This window comes from Stenotrophomonas sp. LC732, from assembly GCF_052446685.1.
GTDB classification, from domain to species: domain Bacteria; phylum Pseudomonadota; class Gammaproteobacteria; order Xanthomonadales; family Xanthomonadaceae; genus Stenotrophomonas; species Stenotrophomonas muris.
In genome coordinates this window covers 196,380-213,184 of the sequence record NZ_CP199214.1, presented here as the reverse complement: position 1 = coordinate 213,184, position 16,805 = coordinate 196,380, and the positions used below count along the sequence as shown (strand labels likewise).

Here is a 16,805-nt window from a genome sequence, read left to right as displayed (position 1 = left end):
GCTATCCCGGCGTTGGCCGGGACGGTCTCTGACAGGTTCCGGCGGCGGCCCTACCACGGAATCAACAGAAGAAAGCAAACGCGGGTCGCTGCACTCGGTAGATCCACGCCATGCGTGGATGGCGCGGCCCACGGTAGTGCCGGCCGCTGGCCGGCACCGCGCCAGCATTGATCGGCGCTTACGCCCACGCCTTCGGCCGTGCCAGCAACCACGCGACGGTCACCGCCAGCAACAGCAGCGGCAACCATCCCAGCTGGCTCGGGCCGCTGGCCTGCAGCAGCACGCCGCCTGCCACGCCGCCGGCCGCAATGGCCAGGTTCCAGCCGGTCACCAGCATCGACTGCGCCAGGTCCGCAGCGGCGCCGGCGCGTCGTGCCAAGGCGGTCTGGAACAGGGTCGGCACCGCGCCGAACGCCACGCCCCACAGGATCGTCGCCAGCAGCAGCGCGCTGGCCACGCCCGGCCATGCCAGCAAGGCCAGCACCGGTACGATGAAGCCGATCACCGCCGCCCACACCAGCGCACGCAGGTGGCGATCCACGCCCCAACCAGCAATCCCGATGCCGGCAATCGCCGCCACGCCGAAGGCGAGCAGCAGCCGGTCCAGCCACGGGCCGGCACCCGCCTCCACCGCCAACGGTTCGATGTAGGTGTAGAGCACGTTGTGCGCCAGCACGTACAGCACCATCACCAGCAGCGCGCTGCGCACGCCCGGCATGCGCCAGACCTTGGCCAGCGACGCACGTTGACCGGCACCGGCCGCTGGCAGCGCCGGCAGTGCCCAGCGCGCGTACGCCAGCAGGCCCACGCCCAGCACGCTCATCAACGCGAACGCCCAGCGCCAGCCGACCTGCTGGCCCAGCAACGTACCGGCCGGCACGCCCAGTGACAGCGCCAACGGCGATCCCACCATCGCCACCGCGATCGCGCGCCCCTGCAGCGACGGCACCACCATGCGTGCGGCATAGCCAGCCACCAGTGACCACAGCAGGCCACCGCTCACGCCGGCCAGGAAACGCGCAGCAAGGATCAGCGCATAGCTGCTGCTCAGCGCCGTCAACGTATTGACCACCACGAAGCCGGAGATGGCCGCCAGCAACAGCGGACGCCGCGGCAGGCGCTGGGTCAACGCCGTCATCGGCAGTGCTGCCATCACCGAGCCCAGCGCATACACGCTCACCAGCTGGCCCACCGCCGCATCACTCACGCCCAGGCTGTCGCCCATCGGTCGCAGCACGCCGGCCGGCAGGGTCTCGGTCAACAGGGTGATGAAGCCGCCGCCTGCCAGCGCCAGCAGGCCCGCCCACGGCAAGCGCGTGGCCTCACCGGCCGGGCTGGCCGCATCGATGGCGTGGCCGCTCATCGCGCAGCCTTCAGGTCGGCATAGACCGCATCGCGCAGGTCGTCGACGAAGGCACCATCCATGCCTTCGTACAGGGTGTTGGTCAGCGCCACCACGCTCAGCCCACGCGCCGGATCAACAAACCAGCTGTGCCCATAAGCACCGCCCCAGCGCCAGGTGCCTTCGCGCTGCGGCGTGCCGCTGGCAGCGGCCTCGTGCAGTACTGCAAAGCCCAGCCCGAAGCCCCAGCCGGCCGGTTCCGGCGGCCCAAATTCGCCCACCTGCGGGCTGGCCATCTCTGCCGCCAGCGCGGGCGGCAGCAGGCCGGAGCGCTGCACGTCACGCAGCGCCTCCAGCACCGACATCACGTCATCGGCAGTACCCACCAGGCCGGCGCCGGCCGAAGCGAAACGGCTGGCATCGAGGGCACGCGCAAGGCTGTACTCGATGCCCACCGTTCCCTCGAACGGCGCGACCACCTCCCCTTCCTGCAGGCGATGCGGCTGCGGCGTGCCGCTCACATACGGCGTGGCCAGCCGTGCGGCATCGCGCGTGGCGAACGCGGTATCGCGCAGGCCCAGGGGGGCAGCCAGCAAACGCTCGAACAGCACCTGCAGCGTTTCACCGGTCGCCGCTTCGGCCACTGCACCGGCCACGTCCACGCCCAACGAGTACAGCCATTGGCTGCCCGGTTCGAACAGCAGCGGCGCCTGTGCGATACGGCGCACGTTCTCGGCCAGGGACACCGGATTGGCGTCCATGCCATCGCTGACGCCGGCCCGGGCGTACGGTCCGTGCGCATCGGCTTCCAGGAAACGGTAGCCCAGCCCGCTGCTGTGGCTGAGCAGCTGGCGCAGGCTGATCGGCGGCCGGCGGCCATCGGCCAGCGCCGGCCGGAAATCCGGCAGCCAGCGCCGCACCGGCGCATCGAGGTCGAGCACGCCCTCGGCCACCAGGCGCAGGATCACCGTGCTCAACAGCGGCTTGCTGACCGATGCCAGCCGGAACAGCTGGTCGCGCTGCATCGGCAGGGCCGACTCGCGATCGGCCTGCCCGGTCGCGCTGGCATGGCGCAGCACGCCGTGCTCGCACACCAGCACCACCGCACCGACCAGGCGCGTCGGGTGGACCTGCTGCAGCAGCCGCTGCACCGAAGGCAGCATCGGTGCAGGTCCGAGGGAAAGAGCGGCATTCATCGCGGTGATCCGTGGGGAGAGGCCCGCCACGTTAGGCAGCACGGCGCGGTGCAAAAAGCCGGTTGCCGCTCCGGGCATCATGGACCGTGGAGTCCGCAATCGGCATGATGGCCGGAACTGCAAGGCCGCAACAGCAGGCGCCCCCACCCTGCACCACAGTGTTGCGGTGGCGGCGCCGCCCGCCGTGATCACGCCGCCCCTACCCTGCCGCTTTCATTGCCCCTACGCCGATGTCAGTCCTGGACAATCTCGCCAACCTGCAGACCTTCGTGCACGCCGCCGACACGCGCAGCTTCGTCGAGACCGGGCGCCTGCAGGGCATCTCCGCATCTGCCGCCGGCAAGTGCGTTGCCCGGCTGGAGCATGCACTGGGCGTGCGCCTGTTCCACCGCAGCACGCGCAGCATCACGCTCACCGCCGAGGGCCAGCTGTTCCTGGCGCGCTGCCGGCGCATCCTCGACGAGCGCGATGCCGCACGCACCGAGCTGGCACAACCGCACGCCACGCCCAGCGGCACGCTGCGCATCAGCCTGCCGCTGGTCGGCGATCTCACCCTGCCGTTGATGGCCGAGTTCATGGCGGCGTATCCGGACATCCGCCTCGACCTGGATTTCAGCGACCGCCTGGTCGATGTCATCGAGGAAGGCTTCGATGCAGTGCTGCGCGTCGGTGAACCCAGCGACTCGCGGATGAACGCACGCCGGCTGGGGGTGTTCCCGCGCCGTGTAATCGCCTCGCCGGGCTACCTGCAGCGCCGCGGGGTTCCGCGCACGCCGGCGGAACTGATGCAGCACACGCTGCTGCACTATCGCTTCCCCAGCACCGGCAAGCTGGAGCCGTGGCCGATCCACTGGCCCGATGACGAAGCACCGCAGGAACTTCCGGTGCACATGGTGGCCAACACCATCGAAGCGCGGGTGGCGCTGGCACTGCGTGATGTCGGCCTGGCCTTCGTGCCGGTGCACTCGGTGCGCGATGCGCTGGCCGACGGCCGCCTGATCCCCGTGCTGGAGGATCATGTGCACTCCTGCGGCACCTTCCACCTACTGTGGCCTTCGGGCCGACACGTGCTGCCGAAGCTGCGGGTGTTCATCGACTTCGTCGGCGCCCGGCTGGGTACCGTGCCGTAGATCCACGCCATGCGTGGATGCTTAAGGTCAGCCGAGCATGGCTCGGCTCTACCGCTGCACGCAGCCATTCAGCCAGTCCCGCTATACTGGCCCCTCATTCCTCCAAGAGGCTCGCGACCAATGCGCCATTGATGCCGCCGTCTTCCCATCAGACGGCCTGACTCTTCCCGCCCCTGCGCGCAGGGGAGAACCCGGCATTCATGGAGGTCGCATGACCCCGTATTCCCTCACGCTCGATCGCGTGTCGTATCGACTGGCCGACGGCCGCCCGCTGTTTTCCGTTCTGACGTTTTCCTTCGATCCGGTCGCCACCGGCCTGGTCGGTGCGAATGGCGCTGGCAAGAGCGTGCTCGCACGCCTGCTCGCCGGCCGGGTGCAGCCAGAGAACGGGCAGGTACGCGGCAGCGGCCGCGTGTTCCTGTTGCCGACGCCCGGCTATCCACCCGCTGGCACGGTCGGTGAACTGGCCGGCGTTGGCGCTGAACTGGCCGCACTGCAACGCATCGAAGCCGGCAGCGTGGACGAGGCCGACTTCGCCTGCGTCGGCGACCGTTGGGACCTGCGCGAGCGCCTGCAGCAGCAATGGCAGGCGCTACGGCTGCCCGACGACCTCGATCCCGCCCAACCCGCCGCGCGCCTCAGCGGTGGCCAGGCCATGCAGGTGGCGCTGTCCGGCGCCTGGGCCAGCGGCGCTGATTGGCTGATCCTGGACGAACCCAGCAACCACCTCGATGCCCGCCATCGCCAGCAGTTGTACGAACGGTTGCAGCAGTGGCGCGGCGGCCTGCTGGTGATCAGCCATGATCGCGAACTGCTGGCGCACATGCAGCAGATCGTCGAGCTCGACGCGCGCGGGCTGCATCGCTATGGCGGGCCGTGGCAGCACTACGCCGACGCGCGTGCCGCCGAACGCGAAGCGGCCGCGGCACAGCTCGACCACGCCCGCGCCCAGCACCGGCAGCAGCAGCGCAGTGCGCGCGAACAGCACGAACGCCAGCAGCAACGCCAGGCACGTGGCAATCGCGATGCAAAGCAGGCCAACCAGGCGCCGATCCTGCTCGGCCGACAGAAACAACGTGCAGAGGGCAGCCACGGCCGCGCACAGCAGGTACAGGCCGAGCGCCTGCAGGCCAGCGCAGACCAGCTGCGCGCTGCAGCCTCGGCGGTTCACGCCACACCGGAGCTGGCACTGTTTGCCGGCGAGGGGGAACGCGGCAGCGCACGCCTGCTGCAGGCGGAGTCGCTGGTGCTCCCGCATGGCTGCCGCGCGCCGTTGCAGCTGGACATCCGCCGCGGCCAGCGCATCGCCGTGGTTGGTGACAACGGCAGTGGCAAGTCCACGCTGTTGCGCGTGTTGGCCGGCCAGTTGCCTGCACGCAGTGGCAACGTACAACGGCATGCACCACTGGCGCTGCTCGACCAGCAGCTGCTGGGGCTCTCCGGCGAGCGCAGCATTCTCGACACCGTGCAGGCTGCCAACCCGGCGGCCGATACCGGTGAACTGCGCACACGGCTGGCCCTGCTCGGGCTGGACGCGCAGCGCATCCGGCGTGCAGCCCATCACCTCAGCGATGGCGAACGGGTGAAAGGCGCGCTGGCCAGCGTGCTGTATGCCGACCCCGCACCGCAGCTGTTGCTGCTGGACGAGCCCGGCAATGCGCTGGATCTGGGTGCCCTGCAGGCGTTGGAAGAACTGCTGGTGGCATGGCCGGGCGCGCTGGTGATGGTCAGCCACGACCGGCACCTGCTGCAGGCGTTGCAGCCGACGCAGGTGTTGCAGGTGAGCACCGAGGGTTGGCAGTGGCGTGACGCCTTGTAGATCCACGCCATGCGTGGATCTACTGCAGCAGCCGAGCATGGGCTCGGCTCTACAGGATTGGCCGCGACGGATCACATTGTAGAGTCGAGCCATGCTCGACTCCGCCATGCATCCATCCACGCATGGCATATCGACCAGGGGTAGTGCCGGCCGCTGGCCGGCAACCCATCGATCCTCAGTGCACCGTCACCGCTTCCACACCGGGAACGCCTGCGGCAACTGATGCCACAGCAGCGGGCCCGCACGCAGCTCCTGGTCGTTGAGCAGGCAGGCATCCAGTTCCGCACGTACCGCACGCTCATCCATGTGCACGCCGATCACCACCAGCTCCTGGCGGCGATCCCCCCACAACGGGTGCCACAGGCGTTGCATCGCCGAGTGCGCGGCCGCATCCGGGAAGTCTTCCGGCCCCGGCAACGGTGCGCTCCAGCAATCGGCCTGCTGCCGCGCCCAGCCCAGGTCGCTGTACGGCAGCGGCGTGGGCGGCAGCAACGGCGGCGTGTCCTCCAGCCCGGCACGCACGCGATCGCGAGCGGCGTACCAGAACCCCGCCGCCTGCGTCCGCGTCGCGGCACCTACGGTGTTCAGCTCGCCCACCCAGTCCATGCGGTTGGCCAGCCAGAACCAGCCCTTGCTGCGGATCACGCCCGGCATGCCCGACTGCAACGCGCGGGCGAAACGCGCGGGATGGAACGGTCGCCGCGAGCGGTAGACGAAACTGGCGATGCCGTACTCCTCGGTTTCCGGCGTGTGCTCGCCACGCAGCTCCTTTACCCAGCCCGGCGCACGTTGCGCACGCTCGAAGTCGAAGCGACCGGTGTCCAGCAGCTCGGCCAGCGGCACGTCACCGAAGCTGGACAGCAGCAGCTTCGCGTCGCGGTTCAGGCCACGCAGCACGGCCAGCGTGTCCTGCAGCACTTCGTCATCGGTCTGATCGACCTTGCTGACCACGATCACGTCGGCGAACTCGACCTGTTCGCACAGCAGGTCGACCACGCCGCGATCGTCATCCGGCCCAGCCTGCTGGCCACGCTCGGCCAGGCGCAGCGTCGAGCCGAAGTCGGCGAGGAACGCGCTGCCATCCACCACCGTCACCATCGTGTCCAGGCGCGCGATGTCACTCAGGCTGAAGCCCTGCTCGTCGCGTACCGCGAAGGTGGCCGCCACCGGCATCGGCTCACCGATGCCCGTCGACTCGATCAGCAGATAGTCATAGCGCCCCGCATCGGCCAGGCGCCGCACTTCCTGCAGCAGGTCATCGCGCAGCGTGCAGCAGATGCAGCCATTGCTGAACTCCACCAGCGTCTCTTCGGTGCGGCGCAGTTCGGCGCCGCCCTCGCGTACCAGCTGCGCATCGATGTTGACCTCGCTCATGTCGTTGACGATGACCGCCACACGCAGGCCCTCGCGGTTGCGCAGGATCTGGTTGAGCAGGGTGGTCTTGCCGGCCCCGAGGAAGCCGGACAGCACGGTGACCGGAAGGCGACGGTCGGCGCGGGAAACAGTGTTCATGTCGGAGCGGGTTGGCTGCGGAACGGAAATGTTACTGTATAACAATTACTGCGCAAGGAACCTCCCCCCATGAAGTCGCCTTCTGCCGCCCTGCTTGATGCCAGCGCGGTCGCCCTGTCCAGCCTGTGCCTGCTGCACTGCCTGGCGCTGCCCCTGCTTGCCGCCGCGCTGCCGCTGTTCGGCACGTGGGCCGAAGCGGAATGGGTGCATCTGCTGTTCGTGGCCATCGCCTTGCCGCTGACCGGCTACGCGCTGTGGCGGGCAGAACGCCGTCACCCGCTGCCCGTGCTGGCCTGGGCCACCGCCGGCGCCGGGCTCGGCCTGCTGCTGGCCGGCGCGTTGGCGCTGCCCTCGCACGACTGGGAAACACCGATGACGGTCACCGGCAGCCTGCTGCTGGCCGCCACGCATATCTGGAACGCGCGGCACCGCCACGGGTAGTGCCGGCCGCTGGCCGGCAACCTCATGAACGGGGAAGACAACCTGCAGTCGCCGGCCAGCGGCCGGCACTACCCGGTCATTTGCCGTAGCGGCGCAGCAGCTCGACCAGCACCTGGGCCTCGGCCGCCCGCTGCTGCGGGTCTTCGGCGCCCACCACGTGTTCCTGCAGGTGCTCGTGCAGCAGCTCCATCAGCAGGCTATGGGCGGCACCGCGCACGGCGGCAACCTGCACCAGCACGTCCGCACAATCGCCGGCCTCACCCTCCGGCCTGTCCAGCGCCTGCTCCAACGCCGCCACCTGGCCGCCGATGCGGCGCACCCGGGTCAGCAACTGCTTTCGATGCTTGTGTACATGAGCCATGCCGGAATCATATACCCTATGGGGGTATCCACTCCACCGCTGGCCCCCATGCACCTGGACGCCCTTGCCGCCGCCCGTCGCCACGAACACCGCTTCGACGACGGCAACCCGCTGGCCGAACGCAATACCCGCCGCGCCCTGTGGCTCACCGTCAGCATGATGGTCGTGGAGATCGTCGGCGGCTGGTGGTTCAACTCCATGGCCGTGCTCGCCGACGGCTGGCACATGAGTTCGCATGCGCTGGCGCTGGGCCTCTCGGTGTTTGCGTACCGCTGCGCACGCCGCTACGCGCACGACCCGCGCTTCGCCTTCGGCACCTGGAAGATCGAGATCCTGGCCGGCTATACCAGCGCCATCGCCCTGCTCGGCGTGGCCGCGCTGATGGCCGTGCAGTCGCTGGAGCGGCTGTGGGTACCAGCACCGATCCACTACAACGAAGCCATCGCCATCGCGGCGGTCGGGCTGGGCGTGAACCTGCTGTGTGCCTGGTGGCTGCACGACAGCCCGGGCCACGCGCATCATCACCACGGCCATGACCACGGGCATGGCCACGAACACCACGACCACGGGCATGCGCACGGTCACGACCTCAACCTGCGCTCGGCCTACGTGCACGTGCTGGCCGACGCCGCCACCTCGGTGCTGGCCATCGTCGCCCTGCTCGGCGGCAAGCTGCTCGGCCTGACCTGGCTGGACCCGGTGATGGGCCTGGTCGGCGCCGTACTGGTCACGGTGTGGGCGGTCGGCCTGCTGCGCGACAGCGGCCGCATCCTGCTCGACGCGCAGATGGACGCGCCGGTGGTGGCCGAAGTGCGCGAAGTGATCGAACAGGGCCCGTGGCCGGCACGCCTGGCCGACCTGCACGTCTGGCAGGTCGGTCGTGGCAAATACGCGGTCAGCGCCAGCGTGGTCACCAGTGACGCCACGCTGGATGCCGATACCGTGCGCAACGCGCTGGCCATCCACGAAGAACTGGTGCATGTAACGGTGGAGATCCACCGCAGCGAGTGATGCACGCCAGGTAGTGCCGGCCGCTGGCCGGCAACCCCATGAACACCGCACGCCACCTGCAGTTGCCGGCCAGCGGCCGGCACTACCGCTAGAGCTTCAGCATCATCCGCAGCAGGTACATCAGCAGCGGCAGCGCGCTCAGCACCGCACCGCTGATGCCGATCCATGGCCAGCGCTCGCCACGCACGCGCGCGGCCACTGCCAGGCCGCCGCCCACCAAGGCCGCGCCCAGCACGCCCACGCCCAGCCCAGCGGCCATGCCATTGCCACCGGCAGCGACTGCCGCCTGCGCCGCCACGGTGCCTGCCCCCCACCCCACAGCAATCCCCAGCCAACTGGCCACGCCGCACCACGGTGCCTTGCCCTGCGCCATCCGAAAACCCCTGTGTCCTTGCCGAATTTCTGTACGGGCCACGCCCGCGTGCTGCCTACACTAGCCGCACCTGCCCTGTAGGGACATCCCATGCGCACGCTCCGCCTGCTGCTGCCCGGTGCCCTCCTGCTGCTCACTGCCTGCGGCGACGATGCGCGGCTTCCCTTCTCCGCCGACCCATTGCAGGGCTGCTTCGCCACCGGCGCGCGCAAGCCCGCCGACTTCCGCATCGAGAAGGAAGGCGGCCAGTACTTCGTTTCCTTCAGCCGTGGCGAGCAGTGGCAGCGCGAACCGAACGCCCTGCACAAGGCCACGTCCAGCGAGATCAGCCGCTACTTTCGCGACGACGCCGACCAGATCGACAGTGCCCTGATCCGCATGTCCGGCGGCTTCGGCATCTTCCACTTCAACAAGGGCGCGACGCTGAAGGGCAAGGCCAGCGACAGCGACTACATGGCGCTGATGCTGATCGGGGCTGGGCCGGTGTATGCGGTGAAGTGCGATTGAACTGTAGAGCCGAGCCCACGCCCGGCTACGTTTGCAGTAGATCCACGCCATGCGTGGATGCAGGCATGGTGGAGCCTAGGGCGGGCTCGGCTCTTCAACAGCTGCGGTACCATGCCCTCCCCCGAACCGCCCCGGTACCCGCCGTGCCCCATTACACCGGCCCCCTGCTGACCCGCGACAGCGCCGATACCCTGCGCCGTGCCCGTGACAAGGGCGCCGCCGACTGGCAGGGCTCGCTCGATCTCGGCCGCAGCCAGGACAGCGTGGCGCTGGATGCGGATGGCTTCCACTTCCGGGGCCAGCCCTATCCCTGGCCGGGCAAGCTGAAGGACCGCACCCTGTACTACTGGGATGGCGAGGACTTCGCGCCGATCTCGCGCTACAGCGGCTCGCTGATCAAGCTGGTGCCGACCGAATGGGGCGCACCGACCTTCGAGATCGACGGCATCAAGATGCTGCCGACCTCGAAGCTGTCGCCGTTCGAGGATGCACGCCGCAAGGTGGAGCTGGTCGCCCCGGCCGGCAAGGTCATCCTCGATACCTGCGGTGGCCTCGGCTACTTCGCTGCCTGTGCGCTGGAAGCCGGTGTCGGCCAGATCCGCTCGTTCGAGAAGAACGCCGATGTGATGTGGCTGCGCACGCTCAACCCGTGGTCGCCGGATCCGGACTCGGCTGCCGCCGGTGGCCGCCTGCAGTTCAGCCACGGTGACGTCTCGCAGCAGATCGAACAGGTGGCCAGCAACAGTGTCGACGCAATCCTGCACGACCCGCCGCGCTTCGGCATCGCCGGCGAGCTGTACTCACAGGTGTTCTACGACCACCTCGCCCGCGTGATCCGCAAGGGCGGCCGCCTGTTCCACTACACCGGTGCGCCGAACAAGCTGACCAGCGGCCGCGACGTGCCGCGCGAAGTGGCCAAGCGCCTGGAAAAGGCCGGTTTCAAGGCCGAACTGGCGCTGGACGGCGTGCTGGCCGTCAAGCGCTGAGCCTTACTCCGAATCGACCTTGGCCAGCTTCATCACCCACGTCGGCACCTCGGGCTCGCCGGCGTAGAAGTCCTTCGGCTTGTTCTCCGCCATCGCCCAGCGGTGCAGCCAGCTAGGGCCATAGCGGCCGTTGTAGCCTTCAGCACCCCGCGCATACGCGGGGTCACGCATCGCCTCGTCCAGCGAAATGAAGCGATAGCCGCGGCGCTTCGTGGCCGCCACCAGTTCGGCGAAGGTGGCCGCGTTGAGCTCATTGGCGTGCATCAGCCACACCTGCGGCAGCGCGTACCCCAGCAGCGCCTGCGATTGTTTCTCGTAATAGTCCAGCTTGTTCAGCATGTACGGCACGTAGCCCTTGCGCAGCTGCGCCAGCGTCGCCGCGCGCGCGGGCGAGTCCGCCTGCTCGTTCATCACGTTGGCATAGGCGAACGCCCACACCCACTCACCGTTGTCCACCGTCACCGGTGCCACGCGGTAGCCATGCTGCTTGAAGAACGCATCCATCTGCACCCGCTCATCCGCGGTGCGCCCGGCACGCAGGTAAGGGTGGCGCATCCACTGCGGCGCCTGCCCCTTCTCGGCCAGCAGCGGCCGCAGCACCGTCTCGCCGCGCAGGAAATCCTGCTGGAACGCCGCCAGGCCCTTCGCATTCAGATCCATGTGCGAGTACGTGTGATTGCCCAGCACATAGCCGGCATCGCGCCAGTCGCGCAGCATCTGTACCCGCGTCGGCTGCACCTGTCCATCAACCTCAAGCTTGTTCTCGTTGACGAAGCCCACCACCGGCACGCCAGCCTCGCGCAGCTGGGCCATCAACGCCTCATGCCGTTCCTGCAGATCCGGCGGCACGATCTGGTCAAGCCGTGCCCATGGCAGATCGTCGATGGTCACCGCGATACGGCGGTCCACCTCGGCGGCATGCACCGCCAGCGAACACAGCAACAACGGCAACGCACGCAGCAACAAGCGCATCGGGTCTTCCCTGGAGTGGCGAGGCGTCGACTGTAGCGCGATTGCCGCGCGCCGCCGAGCGTGCTCAGCCCGCCCGGGCCCGCGCGATCGCATGCCACAGGGCAACGCCGCCGGCCATCGCGGCCAACAACAGCACCGTCAACACCAGCGCCAGATCATCCGGATTGCGCAGCAGTGGCGCGTTCACGCGCGTCAGGATATGGAACACCACGCGCTGCGCCTGCTCCAGCGGTACATCGCCCTCCGACACCAGCTCCACCAGGCACGCCGTGGGTGACAGCCGCGCCACATTACTCCACGCATCCTCGTACAGGTGCAGTACCCATCCGGCCAAAGCCAGTGCGCCACCGTGCAGCACCATAAGCGCCACGTTCGCCGTGCGCAGCCGATCGCGCAGCCACAGCGCACGGCTTGCGCATACCGCCATGGCCCCCAGCAAGGCCAGCACCAGGCCTACCCATGGAATCCAGCCCAGGGGTTGCCAGTCATCCAGTGCGCCCGCACGCGCCATCACCTGTTCGGCAACCTGCAATCGCGCCTGCGCGTCCGGCCCCCCACAGGCCACCGTCACCGGCTCCAGCAACAGCTCCACGCGGTAATGGAAGAAGCCGGCAGCCAGCACCACAGACAGCAGCGCGACCCACTGGAGCATCAACAGGATCGGCCCCTGCCCACAGATGCGGCGGATTCGGGAAGTGGCGGCGCTCATCGGTTCATCCATGACAGCAAAGAGCCATCCTAACCAAGCGCTTCGCACGTGTCGGCTGGCGGATGCGACAACGATGCCCATCGCAGCGTAGCAGCGCCGACCGTAAGCGATGCTACGGAGGGCGCGGAACGCTTCTTCACGGACGATGCCATGACCCTTCCGCTAAAGATGCCCTGCTTTGGGCCGATGTTTCGGTGGAGCTGCAAGCGCGGCAGCAGGTACCCACGGCATCAATACCGAAAAGGACTTCCCGATGAGCACGTCGGAATCACCCGCAAAGACCATTGGATTCATACTCAAGCTCATCAGGAAGCACGGCTGGGTCGTAGGCATAGGCAGCCTTTTGCTTCTCATCCTTCAGTTCGTGAGAATGAACTATGTGCCGCAACTAGCGATTACCGACCTCGGTGTCGTCGGTGCCTCCATGCTGGCCGTCAGCGTGATCGGTGCGGTTTATTTCTTGGTCCCGCTATTCCTCCCGGGCTATGCATTCCATCTGCTGAGCGAGGCCAGGGTCATCCGCAGACCTCAGCGTCCCGAGCTCCGGCGTCAGTACGCAACACGCCGGATAGCCGTAATGAGCGAGTGCGGTTGCTGCGGCTCGTCACTACCAGTTCAGTCGCTGACTAAACGCAGGAGGTACGTCTGGGCGCTCTCGCTGCTGGCCATCTGTGCAGGCTTCCTGCTCGCGTTCCTGACCCACGCAGTGCTTCTGTTCGGCCTGTCGGACCATCTGGTATTCGAACTTGTCTACGTCGTGGTCGCGCTGGTGCTGGCGGCGGTTCTGCTGGCAAGTGCCCAGACCCTAAAGGGGCGACGCTTCCTCAGCCACTGCGGGCTCTCATGGACAATGATTCTCACCATTGCCGCGTGGTCCATCTACGCGGTCGTGATTCCGACCGCAACGTTGCTCTACGAATTTCTGGCTCCGCCGGAGGCGCAGATCAAGCCACTGGGCATTTCAGCACTGCTTCTGCTGGTGCCCATCATCAACTGGGTGATCTATCAGTCAGGCCGAAAGAAGACGTGGAACCGCGTCGGAGGCCTCACCGTAGTCGCTATCAGCCTGCTCTTGGGGCTGGGTGCCTTCAACCATATCGCCGATCTCAGCTTTGCCGCACTCAAGCTGGGCCGCATGGAAGGCCAAACCGTCATCCTCTCCGCCAGAGGATGCGGCGTCCTCCGGGAGGCCGGCATCATCGACCAATGCCGGGTCACGACGTACGACAACGGCCTTTACAGCGCAGGGCCGGTAAGTGTGATCTCAAGGATTGGCGCGGAGGTCCTGATTGGCTGTCGGATCGCCGATACGCCGACGGAGATGCGCAGCGTCCCCATCCGCCGGGAGGATTTTTCTGGCTTCCGGCCTGCGGCATGGAGTGGCAGCTCCCAGCGGCGATCGGCACTTCCCCGAGTTGCAACTCGTGCTTGCTCGGCAGCAGTCGCTACGCCGGAATAGGCTAGCGACTCAAGTCAGCGCCCACTGACGGCAGATAAAGCACAGACTCAAAGTTAATATAGAACTGAAATAGGCCTGTCGCCGGGCCATGCTCGGCGACAACGCTCACGACCCACGCGGCAGCTTCGCCGCCCACATGTTGTCGACCAGGTTGGGATAGCGCCGCCCGTTCTCCTCGGCACGTTGCCGTGCCGCCGCCTTCTGCGCATCCGATAGCGGTTGCGACGTCTGGCCCTTGGGGTCGGGCTTCTTCCATGGGGTGGTTCTGGTCTGGCGCATGGCCGCAGCTTAGCGCTTCAGGAAGTTCAGCAGGGCCAGATTGAAGCGGTCGGCGTGGCTGGTGTTGCAGCCATGTGGCGCGCCTTCCAGGATCACCACTTCGCTGCCTTTGATGGCCTTGTGGGTACGCTGGCCGGAGCCCTCGAACGGCACGATGGCATCGCTGTCGCCGTGCAGGATCAGCGTCGGCACCGTGATCTTCTTCAGGTCATCCCGGAAATCGGTCGTGGCGAACGCCTTCATGCAGCCCAGCGCCGCAGTCTGGTCGGATTGGTGGCACAGTGCGATCGCCGACTGGCGTGTCTCTTCGGTCACCATAAACTGGCCGTTGGCGCTGAAGAAGTCGCGGGTGAAGCCGTCGAAGAACGCCTCGCGGTCCTTCTCCAATCCGCTGCGCATTTCATCGGCCTTGTCCTGGGTCAGCGGACCTTCCGGATTGTCGTCACTACGCAGCAGGAACGGCGGCACCGCCGCAGCGAACACCACACTGTGCAGGCGATCCTGGCCGTGGTTGGCCACGTAGCGCGCCACCTCGCCACCGCCCATCGAGAAACCGACCAGGGTGACATCGCGCAGGTCACGTTCCTCGATCAACCCCGCCAGGTCTGCCGCCAGGGTGTCGTAGTCATAGCCGTCGGCCGGCTTGTCAGAGCGGCCAAAGCCGCGCCGGTCGTAACTGATGACCCGATACTGGGCATCGCGCAGGATCGCCACCTGGGTCTTCCAGGCATCGGCGGACAACGGCCAGCCATGGATCAGGATCACCGGGCGGCCGTCGCCACCACTGTCTTCAACATGCAGGCGGATGCGGGAAGCAGGCATGGGCGCTCCTGTGGAAGGGGAGGAGTGCAGGCTAGCGGCCGTCACCTGTGGCGGCTGTGAGGGAATCCCGGTCGCTCATGACATCCCCTGCACAGGCAACGGCCTCAAGGCTGGAACCGGGCGGCCAGTATGGGCATTCATTCCGTGGCAGGGCCGTTTCGTCGGAAGCCGGGTGCAGCGGCCCAAACGCCATGCCAGCCTGCGTGAACCCTCCTTGGAGCCTCACCACCATGCTGCTGCTCACCCTGCCCTTGCTGGCCGCCGGCCTCGCCACCGCACCGTCGCCCGCCAATGACCTGCGCGAACAGATCCGCCAGGCCGATACCCAGCTGTTTGCTGTGGCCTTCGAGGCCTGCGACGCCGACAAGGCCGCCGCGATGACCACCGAAGACATGGAGTTCTTCCATGACAAGGACGGCAAGTCGGCCAGCAACCGCGAGGATTTCCGCCGCAGCGTAGCCAACCTGTGCGACAACGCGCGCAAGGGCGGCTGGCGCCTGCGCCGCGAGCTGGTGGACTCCTCGCTGCAGGTGTTCCCGCTGCACGACGAGCGGGCGCTGGAAATCGGCGACCACCGCTTCCACGAGCGCGGCAAGGACGGTGTGGAACGCTGGGTCGGCCAGGCCCGTTTCATCCAGGTCTGGCGCCGCGTGGACGGGCACTGGCTGGCCGAACGGGTGATCAGCTATGACCACCGGCCGGCGGACTGACCTTTCCGGCGCCCTTCACCGGCCGGATCTATACTGGCGGGGTTCACCCCGACCCACCGCTACCGTTCGATCGCCATGGCAGAGATCACCCCCAACCACCCCGACTACGGCCTCAACCAGCAGATCCGTCAGGGCGTGGCCGCACTGGACGCCCAGCATGGCCGTCCGTTCGACCAGACCAGCGAGCGCCTGACCGCCAGCCTGACCGTGCTCGCCCGCGAGCAGGGCCTGCAGCAGGTCGACCATGTGCTGGTCAGCAACGCCACGGCCCAGCACCCGGCCGGGCACAACGTCTTCGTGGTGCAGGGCGACCCGGCCAATCCGGCGCACCTGCGCGCGATGATGCCGACCGCTGTGGCGATACAGACGCCGGTGGAGCAGTCGATGCAGAAATTGGGGTTGGCCCCGCAGCAGTCGGCCGTGGGGTTAGTGCCCGAACAGCAGGCCCGTGAGCAGGAGCAGCAGCAGAACCCGGCACACCGTCTGGGCTGAGCCGCCTCCAGCGTTGTTGGCGGAGCGGCGCAAGTCTCTGATCATTTTCCCGACAGAGGGTCCGCGTGGACCCGCAGCTGTGCCGGGTAATGCTGGAGCAAGAGGGTGGGCTGCACCGTGCGCACATCGAGGCGGTAGCGGGCATCGGTTTCCATCGGCAGGGTGACGATGCTCAACCTGTATCGGCTGGCGTCCATCGATACCTGCTGCGCGTAGCGCCAGTCTGCCGATGCATGCCATTCGGGGAGCGGCTGACCCAGACTGCGCGCCCTTGCCTGATGGACATCAGACGTTGCAACGTCCTGCCAGGCACCTGCGACCCAGCGCTGCAGGGACAGCTGGAAGGGGACATGAACAGTGTCCATGTCAGGCCCACTGTCAGGCCCGGGTCCATGTCGCTGCACCTCAAGATCCAGCACGTAGGGTCGACCCGGGTAGAAACTGCGGGCATTCGTCTCGAACTCGAACCGCACCGTCTGGCCTGGCTCGGCAAGGTTGATCGGCTTGACCAGATCCAGCGGCTCCGGTGCATCCGGTATGCGGCTGCTGCAGGCGCCGAGTGCACCCACCAGCGTGAAGATCAGGCCGGCGCGCAGCCAGCGGTGGATACCCAGCATGATGAAGACCCTTTGGCGTCCTGCCATGAAGTACCTATCCTGGCGAGCGACCAGTGGCGCCGCAACC

The 16,805-nt window shown here is 67.5% G+C and carries 19 protein-coding genes; 9 read left to right on the top strand and 10 right to left on the bottom strand.

From position 1 onward, the window contains the following. Positions 1 to 178 precede the first annotated feature (178 nt). A complete protein-coding gene (locus ACT6SE_RS01085) occupies positions 179 to 1,363 on the bottom strand; it encodes an MFS transporter (protein ID WP_046428571.1) in 1,185 nt (394 codons plus the stop codon). Continuing rightward, entirely contained in the window at positions 1,360 to 2,538 is a 1,179-nt protein-coding gene (locus tag ACT6SE_RS01080; RefSeq protein ID WP_046428568.1) for a serine hydrolase domain-containing protein, read from the bottom strand. The genes ACT6SE_RS01085 and ACT6SE_RS01080 overlap by 4 nt, the downstream gene beginning before the upstream one ends. A 230-nt stretch (positions 2,539 to 2,768) precedes the next feature. Between ACT6SE_RS01080 and ACT6SE_RS01075 the strand changes: the two genes are divergently transcribed. Further along, positions 2,769 to 3,668, top strand: a complete 900-nt coding sequence (locus ACT6SE_RS01075) for a LysR family transcriptional regulator (RefSeq protein WP_046428565.1) — start codon at positions 2,769 to 2,771, stop codon at positions 3,666 to 3,668. A 211-nt stretch (positions 3,669 to 3,879) separates the two neighbouring features. Next, the gene (locus ACT6SE_RS01070; RefSeq protein WP_046428562.1) at positions 3,880 to 5,487 is read left to right on the top strand and encodes an ATP-binding cassette domain-containing protein; all 1,608 of its coding nucleotides are present in this window, start codon (positions 3,880 to 3,882) and stop codon (positions 5,485 to 5,487) included. 186 nt (positions 5,488 to 5,673) lie between these two features. Here ACT6SE_RS01070 and ACT6SE_RS01065 read toward each other — a convergent pair whose 3' ends face one another. Continuing rightward, a complete protein-coding gene (locus tag ACT6SE_RS01065) occupies positions 5,674 to 6,999 on the bottom strand; it encodes a GTP-binding protein (protein WP_014645761.1) in 1,326 nt (441 codons plus the stop codon). A 69-nt stretch (positions 7,000 to 7,068) separates the two neighbouring features. On the opposite strand from ACT6SE_RS01065, the gene ACT6SE_RS01060 reads away from it, so the two are divergent. Next, positions 7,069 to 7,440 (top strand): MerC domain-containing protein, encoded by a 372-nt coding sequence (locus tag ACT6SE_RS01060; protein ID WP_046428559.1) that lies wholly within the window; start codon positions 7,069 to 7,071, stop codon positions 7,438 to 7,440. Positions 7,441 to 7,516: 76 nt separating this feature from the next. Here the strand turns inward: ACT6SE_RS01060 and ACT6SE_RS01055 are convergent, their stop codons facing one another. Continuing rightward, a complete protein-coding gene (locus tag ACT6SE_RS01055; RefSeq protein WP_041863029.1) occupies positions 7,517 to 7,801 on the bottom strand; it encodes a metal-sensing transcriptional repressor in 285 nt (94 codons plus the stop codon). 48 nt (positions 7,802 to 7,849) lie between these two features. Between ACT6SE_RS01055 and dmeF the strand changes: the two genes are divergently transcribed. Beyond that, a complete protein-coding gene (dmeF, locus tag ACT6SE_RS01050) occupies positions 7,850 to 8,812 on the top strand; it encodes a CDF family Co(II)/Ni(II) efflux transporter DmeF (RefSeq protein WP_046428557.1) in 963 nt (320 codons plus the stop codon). 88 nt (positions 8,813 to 8,900) lie between these two features. On the opposite strand, the gene ACT6SE_RS01045 is transcribed toward dmeF, so the two are convergent. Continuing rightward, a complete protein-coding gene (locus tag ACT6SE_RS01045) occupies positions 8,901 to 9,185 on the bottom strand; it encodes a hypothetical protein (RefSeq protein WP_032961769.1) in 285 nt (94 codons plus the stop codon). Between the two features lie 90 nt (positions 9,186 to 9,275). On the opposite strand from ACT6SE_RS01045, the gene ACT6SE_RS01040 reads away from it, so the two are divergent. Then, positions 9,276 to 9,692 carry a hypothetical protein gene (locus ACT6SE_RS01040; protein ID WP_046428555.1) on the top strand — a complete coding sequence of 139 codons (417 nt, stop codon included), beginning with the start codon at positions 9,276 to 9,278 and terminating at the stop codon, positions 9,690 to 9,692. 65 nt (positions 9,693 to 9,757) lie between these two features. Continuing rightward, positions 9,758 to 10,678, top strand: a complete 921-nt coding sequence (locus tag ACT6SE_RS01035; protein ID WP_230548521.1) for a class I SAM-dependent methyltransferase — start codon at positions 9,758 to 9,760, stop codon at positions 10,676 to 10,678. 3 nt (positions 10,679 to 10,681) lie between these two features. Here ACT6SE_RS01035 and ACT6SE_RS01030 read toward each other — a convergent pair whose 3' ends face one another. Together ACT6SE_RS01030 and ACT6SE_RS01025 are read right to left on the bottom strand one after the other, a co-directional pair. Then, complete coding sequence (locus tag ACT6SE_RS01030) at positions 10,682 to 11,650, bottom strand: polysaccharide deacetylase family protein (protein ID WP_046428545.1); 969 nt, start codon at positions 11,648 to 11,650, stop codon at positions 10,682 to 10,684. Between the two features lie 64 nt (positions 11,651 to 11,714). Next, entirely contained in the window at positions 11,715 to 12,359 is a 645-nt protein-coding gene (locus tag ACT6SE_RS01025; RefSeq protein WP_080342709.1) for a hypothetical protein, read from the bottom strand. Between the two features lie 253 nt (positions 12,360 to 12,612). On the opposite strand from ACT6SE_RS01025, the gene ACT6SE_RS01020 reads away from it, so the two are divergent. Next, on the top strand, positions 12,613 to 13,818 hold the full coding sequence (locus ACT6SE_RS01020; protein WP_046428540.1) for a hypothetical protein: 1,206 nt from the start codon (positions 12,613 to 12,615) through the stop codon (positions 13,816 to 13,818). Between the two features lie 105 nt (positions 13,819 to 13,923). On the opposite strand, the gene ACT6SE_RS01015 is transcribed toward ACT6SE_RS01020, so the two are convergent. Together ACT6SE_RS01015 and ACT6SE_RS01010 are read right to left on the bottom strand one after the other, a co-directional pair. Continuing rightward, entirely contained in the window at positions 13,924 to 14,097 is a 174-nt protein-coding gene (locus ACT6SE_RS01015; RefSeq protein WP_444811082.1) for a hypothetical protein, read from the bottom strand. Positions 14,098 to 14,106: 9 nt separating this feature from the next. Continuing rightward, positions 14,107 to 14,919, bottom strand: a complete 813-nt coding sequence (locus tag ACT6SE_RS01010) for an alpha/beta fold hydrolase (protein ID WP_046428537.1) — start codon at positions 14,917 to 14,919, stop codon at positions 14,107 to 14,109. Between the two features lie 230 nt (positions 14,920 to 15,149). On the opposite strand from ACT6SE_RS01010, the gene ACT6SE_RS01005 reads away from it, so the two are divergent. Both ACT6SE_RS01005 and ACT6SE_RS01000 read left to right on the top strand, forming a co-directional pair. Next, complete coding sequence (locus ACT6SE_RS01005) at positions 15,150 to 15,629, top strand: nuclear transport factor 2 family protein (protein WP_046428535.1); 480 nt, start codon at positions 15,150 to 15,152, stop codon at positions 15,627 to 15,629. A 75-nt stretch (positions 15,630 to 15,704) separates the two neighbouring features. After that, positions 15,705 to 16,121 (top strand): XVIPCD domain-containing protein, encoded by a 417-nt coding sequence (locus tag ACT6SE_RS01000; protein ID WP_046428532.1) that lies wholly within the window; start codon positions 15,705 to 15,707, stop codon positions 16,119 to 16,121. A gap of 41 nt (positions 16,122 to 16,162) precedes the next feature. On the opposite strand, the gene ACT6SE_RS00995 is transcribed toward ACT6SE_RS01000, so the two are convergent. After that, a complete protein-coding gene (locus ACT6SE_RS00995; RefSeq protein WP_046428550.1) occupies positions 16,163 to 16,738 on the bottom strand; it encodes a hypothetical protein in 576 nt (191 codons plus the stop codon). Between the last annotated feature and the right edge of the window lie 67 nt (positions 16,739 to 16,805).